This window comes from Desulfobacula sp. (assembly GCF_021107415.1).
In genome coordinates, this window is the sequence record NZ_JAIOSW010000050.1 from 1 (window position 1) to 6,120 (window position 6,120).

The window sequence follows — 6,120 nt, forward strand, 5'->3', positions numbered from 1 at the left end:
ACCTGCCAGCTAATTCTTTCAGAACCTGTGGTTGTTTTTACCAGTACCTCTTTAAGAAAAAGCACACCTAATCTGTTTTCAATGGTTTGAGTGATGGTTGTTTTATCATCAATACCTTCAGGATTTGACAGGGTTCCATTTGTGATGGTTGTTCGTAAAAAGTCCCCTGATCCTACAGTAAAGGCACCCGGTTGATCTGAACCATTAGACTGGTTGTATGTACCATATTGATATGAATAACTTGTCATCCGGCCGTCAGGGTAGGTAATGGATTTTATTTAGTCTGATCCGGCAACAGTATCATTTACTGGATTCATGATCCGTTCAGTTATTAAATTATCGGGATCACCAAAAAGGGCTGATAGATTCGTGCAAACCTCGGTAAGTTCAGTTATTTCTCCTGATCCGTCTTCTGAATAAACATGAAAGGATTTAGCCGTTACAATGCCTTTGGTTTTTTCTATAATTGTTCTGGGTTTATATTTGTAATGAAGTGGTTGTGTATCTCCGGTTAACGGGGAATAATCATAGTAAACAGTTTTGGCAGACTCCGGGGGCGTACCAAAAACAGTATCCAGAAAAGCAACAGATTGGGTTAGTTTTTTCCCTTCAGTATCATACGTAAAAGCGATCCAGGAGCCATCCGGATATCGGATGGATTTTTTCTTTTTATAGCTCCCGGTCTGGGCAGGATCGTCATACCATTGAGTGGTGGTAACAAGGTTGTCTCCCAGGGGGTCCTGTGCCTCTTTAATGATCTCTTTGCCCCATGGATAATTTTCCCGGGTTGTTTTTATTACAGAGGATACGAATCCCAGATCATCTTTCATGGTACTGGTCTTTATAGTCTGGTTCCCTGATAGTTCTGTTTTTAACTCTTCCATGGTAAAGCCGGCACCACGGGACAAATTCCAAGTGTCGGTGATGTCATTAAAGATGTATAGATATTCTTTCTCCAGGCTGCCTCGTTTTTCAACAATTTTTAATTGATTGTAAACATCAGGCGCTGCATCCGGGTTTTTGATTATCCAGCTTACAAATGGTTCTGAACCGTTTTCAATGGTGTATACACCTCCGGAAAGACTGCCTTTTGCTTCAGGCGGATAAAAATCAATACGATATTTATAATCAGCCACCACAACAATATCCACAAATGTTTCAACCGCATCAATCTGCCTGATAATATCATTAATATATATGGCCTTTGTGTCAGTGCTCAAGGTTGAAAATTTTAAGGATTCCGGTTTTGAAAGAGTTGACGTCATAGTGCCGGACTTGAGAGAAAGCATCCCTGCAGATACATCTTTTGATGAGCTGCCAAGCTTCATGGTTAAAGCGATGCTCGACAATTTTGGGTCGCCGTTCCCGGGAACCTTGCAATTCGCACCGGAACAGGAATCGCAGCCTATTTCTATTATTTGTTCTGAAAAACATTCACTGTCATTTGGATTTTCTGCACGAATCGTCATGGTGCCGTTTCCACTATCGCTGTCAGCATAAACAATGGCACCTTTATCATTGACTGTAATGGTTGCTCTTGCTTCTGAGTCTTCATCCGGGCTGATAGTCCAGACAATATCTTCTTCTTCAAATCCTTTAGATGTGGCATTGATCTCAACAGTTTCGCCCGGAAGCAGATTGGTTTTTGCTGCGCTTATTGAGACATGACAACAATGCTCTATATCAAAAGGCGGAAAAATATACTGGCAGGTGATAACATCTGTATAAACTTGTCCAACGTCATAATCTCTTACATTGACGCCGTCAATCTCACCATTAAACCAGGAACTAATACCCAGTATATGGGTACCATCTTCGTTGCGAAATATTCTATAATTACCAGTGCCCTTTAGGATATTAATTAAAGCTGCAGGTGTAATATAGTCAATTTCTCTACTGGCCGGCCAAGGGTATTTGTAAAAAGATGTCCCGGAACAAGCGATAGCACCATGTTCTGTGTAGATATAGGGAGTGTTGTCATTGCCTCCCCCTTCAGTACAGGCAATATACTCAATTCCGATACGATTCGACCCACCTAAATATCTACAGGAACAGTCCGCTATACTTTGGGATATATTAACTGTAAAAACAGATACAAACAGAGCAATAAAACAGGTGATAATAAGAGCATTTTTTTTCATTATGGATTTTTTTTCTTGATTGAATTAATTATTTTTATTTTTTAATTGGAAATTACAAACTCTTGCTTTCTTTAATAAAAAAAATTGAACCTGAAATCAAGATTTATTTTATTCGAACGCCCAAATTAGATTTTATTGATAGCATCAAAGATGTTTTTATGTTGAATCCGAATATCAAGTTCAAGTTCTTTTGCTTTTTGCCTTAATGCGCCAAACAATTTGTTTGTATTAATATCCGGTGTGATAAACACCTGGTAGGACATGATATTATCGTTTGGGTCTTTCCCCCCTTTAAAAACCGCCTTCAGATTTTCAATATTGGCGTTAAATTGGGCTATTATTTTTGAAAATCTTGCCACAAGTCCTTTTTGATCCGGGCCGATGGTGGTAATTAAAAATGTTTCCCCTTTGATGTTCTCTTCACTGTTTTTATTGTCTTCTACAGGGGTGATATGAATAGTAAGACCGGAAGTTTTGGTTTTATTTTTCAGCGTTTGGGAAAGGGTCGCAAAATCAATGTTTGACAGGGAATCAACAATAAAAAAACCGGCAAACTGTTCTTGCAGGATCATCTGGTTTGCGTTTTCGAGATTGCAGCCAAGTTCATATAAAATATTTGAAATCAGAGAAATAATACCGGGTTTGTCCTTTCCAAGGACAGTAATGATGAATTTATTCATTGGTAACCTTTAATAATTTTGCCGTAAATTTAATATGGCTTCCTTGTAATCTTTTGTGTTGAAAATAGCAGATCCGGCAACAAAGGATGTGGCACCTGCCTTGGAAACTGATTTAATAGTATTTTTATTGATACCGCCATCCACCTGGATGATGGCATCAGGATTTTTCTCCTTAAGCAGTTGAGATAAGGCTTTTATTTTATCAATACTGGATTTAATGAATTTCTGGCCGCCAAATCCCGGATTTACACTCATGATCAGGACAAAGTCCAGCTGATCTGCCACCCATTTTATGGAAGACAGGGGTGTGGCTGGGTTTAATGCCACACCGGCCTTAATACCGAAACTTTTAATCAGCTGAAGACTTCGGTGAAGATGAGTACAGGCTTCTTGATGAACTGAAATGTAATCAGCCCCGGCTTTGACAAATTCAGGGATGATCAGGTCTGGTTTTTCAATCATCAAATGAACGTCAAGAACAAGATTCGATGCTTTTTTACATGCTTCAACAATGATGGGGCCATAGGTGATGTTAGGGACAAATTGTCCGTCCATGACAGCAATATGTATCCAGTCAGCTTCTGCTTGTTCAACGGCGTTTAATTCTTCACCAAGTCTGGTGAAATCGGCTGATAGAATTGAAGGGGCGATGATTCCCATAATAGTGTGTCTCCTATATTGTTGTCCTCTTTCCAGGGATCAATAATAATTGTTCTAACAAGGTTATGGTCAATAAAAATATTAATGTTGGTTTTTTTCCTTAAAGGAACTAAAATTTTAATATCAACACCCGGTTTCATATATTCATTATAAAGTTCAACTATAGGTCCGAACATGTCAGTTTCAACCCTGACATGACGTTTTAAGAAACCAGGGGCTAAAGAATGAGTTAAGAGGATAGTGCTGTTTAGTTTATCAGGGGTCATTATTTTGTTTTTTTCTGTGCTGTTGACAACAAGGGTTATGGGCGTGTCACCGGTCACATAGCTGCCGGCCCCGGGGGAATAAGATAAAATAACCCCGTAATCCTGATTTTGATCCACGTTTGAAACGATCTTGGAAATGGCAAGATGGTGGTTTCCGATAATTGCAGACGCTTTTTCAAGCTGTAATCCTTTTATGCCAGGCATAACCATTCCCATTGGTTTGGCCCCGCGGCTGACAAGCAGATTGCAAAAAGATCCTTTTAACGCATTGGAAAAAGGTTTTGGATACTGTGCAATGATACTTTTATTTTTAGTTTTTAAAGAATAAGTGAACGAGATATGCCCCTTTTTGAATTCATTTTTTTCAAGAAGGATCAGGGCCTGTTCAAGGGGGATTTGCCTTAAATCCGGTATAATATTTTCTTTGGCCCCTTTTGAAATATAGATAATAACATCCCGGCCCTTTTTTATGGTAGCTCCTGGCTGGGGGTCCTGGGAAATAACGCTGTACCTGGGAATGGTATCATTATACCGGGTACCATAAAGTTTTGCATTTAATCCCATATTGGTAAGGGTTTCTAAAACATAGATAATATTTTTACCGGTTAATTCGGGCAGTATGATTTCATCGGCGCTCTGCGTAAAAAGACGGACCGAGTAATAGGCGATGCTTCCCGCAAGGATAAATGCCGTTAGAAAAATAAATAAATATTTTAAAATTAACTTCACTTAGGATTTAGACTTCCTCTTTAATCGGGCTGCAAAAAAACCATCCATATTATTTGCCTCGGGATATGTTTTTAAAAACCCATCCCGGGATATTAATTGAGTCATTAAGCTAGAATAATTATCAGATTTAAAATCTTTATCAATTGAAAAATCTTTTCTTTTATCTAAAAATCTATGGATGACTTCTTCATTTTCTTCTCTTTCACAGGAACAAACGGCATAGACAAGGATTCCACCCGGCTTAACCAGATTTGCTGCGGCATTGAGCATTTTTTTTTGTTTTGCTGCAAGCCGTTCAATATCCTTTTTTGAGCGCTTCCATTTTGTGTCGGGATTTCGCCGCATTACTCCAAGTCCTGTGCAGGGCGCATCCATCAGGACACGATCAAAATAAAAGTCAAAATCCTTAATAGATGTTTTTAACAGATTTATCGGTTTTGTCTGAATAATATCAATGCCCAGTCTTTTTGATTCCAATTGAAGGGATTCAAGTTTTTTGGTTTCAACATCCGCTGCGATAATGATCCCTTTGTTTTTCATGAGCTGGGCAATATGACCTGTTTTGCCTCCAAGACCTGCACAGGCATCCAGAATTTTTTCACCAGGTTCGGGTGCCAGCAATTGGGTGATAATCTGTGCTGCTTCATCCTGGATTTGAAATAATCCAAGTTTAAATGTTTCAAACTCATGGATAGGGAGAGTGGGGTTGCTAAAACTGATTCCCTGATTTGCATAATCTGTCTGCTGAATATTTTTTGCAACTAAAGAAAGTCTCTTGGAAAGAGATTTTCTGTCAACTTTTAATGTATTGGTTCGAAGGGTGATCTGAGGAATAGTGTTTATCTGCTGGCAAAGAGAGCGGGCAGGTTCAAATCCATAGGTCTGTATCCATTTCTTTGACAGCCATAAGGGCATGGAAAATTTAACAGAAATAAATTTTGGCGCATTATCCTTTGCATCCGGCAAAGAAACCTTTGAGAAGTTTTCTGCTGCGGTTCTTAACACGGCATTAATATATCCGGCAGTTTTTTTGTCTGAAAGTTTTTTTGCAATATTGATGGTTGTATTAATAGCAGCAAAGACGGGAATTCTGTCCATATACATGATTTGAAACAGGGCGATTCGAAGCAGGTATAACGGCTTTATATCAATTTTTTCAAACGGAGTGTTGGAAAATGCCCGTATGATCCAATCAATGGATTCTCTTTGGCGAAGAACACCAAATACCAATGCATTGCAAAGGCTTCTGTCATTTTTAGAAAGAAATGATATTTCTTCTGAATAGCTTTCCAGGCTTTTATCAAGGGGGTGAGATGTTTTGTGCCAGAAAAGCAAAATATTCAAGGCTATGTGTCGGGGGTCTTTAATCATGCAGGATCAAATTTTACAGGTGGATCAATTTTATGGCCGCACAAAAATTCCCTGGTTTTTAATCGTTTTCCGGATGTTCCCATCAGCTCAAGGATGATAAGGCTGCCTTTTGCCGTTGCCACATGAATTCCTTGTTTGTCGCATTGAAAAATGACGCCGGGTTCTTGACGTGAAGGCAGGTCAGAAGCTTTGGCCTTAAAAATTTTAAGTCGCCTGTCCCCAAGATGGGTAAAGGCTCCCGGCCAGGGTGTCATGGCATTAATATGAGCGCAG

At 39.2% G+C, this 6,120-nt stretch carries 6 protein-coding genes and 1 pseudogene; all 7 read right to left on the minus strand.

Going from position 1 to position 6,120, the window contains the following annotated elements; genetic code table 11:
- Positions 1–248 (minus strand): hypothetical protein (locus K8S13_RS02775; protein ID WP_291460259.1); only part of this gene is annotated, 248 nt, incomplete at its 3' end.
- 30 nt (positions 249–278) lie between these two features.
- Positions 279–2,141, minus strand: coding sequence for a hypothetical protein (locus K8S13_RS02780; RefSeq protein WP_291460260.1), 1,863 nt, complete (start codon positions 2,139–2,141; stop codon positions 279–281).
- A gap of 125 nt (positions 2,142–2,266) precedes the next feature.
- Positions 2,267–2,821: an ACT domain-containing protein gene (locus tag K8S13_RS02785; protein WP_291460261.1), complete on the minus strand. Its 555-nt coding sequence runs from the start codon at positions 2,819–2,821 to the stop codon at positions 2,267–2,269.
- 9 nt (positions 2,822–2,830) lie between these two features.
- Positions 2,831–3,481, minus strand: coding sequence for a ribulose-phosphate 3-epimerase (gene rpe / locus K8S13_RS02790; protein WP_291460263.1), 651 nt, complete (start codon positions 3,479–3,481; stop codon positions 2,831–2,833).
- Entirely contained in the window at positions 3,421–4,476 is a 1,056-nt protein-coding gene (locus K8S13_RS02795) for a PASTA domain-containing protein (protein WP_291460265.1), read from the minus strand. The genes rpe and K8S13_RS02795 overlap by 61 nt, the downstream gene beginning before the upstream one ends.
- A complete protein-coding gene (gene rsmB, locus K8S13_RS02800) occupies positions 4,477–5,847 on the minus strand; it encodes a 16S rRNA (cytosine(967)-C(5))-methyltransferase RsmB (protein ID WP_291460266.1) in 1,371 nt (456 codons plus the stop codon).
- A pseudogene (locus tag K8S13_RS02805) lies at positions 5,844–6,120 on the minus strand (methionyl-tRNA formyltransferase); the annotation flags it as partial. The pseudogene K8S13_RS02805 and the gene rsmB, both read right to left, overlap by 4 nt.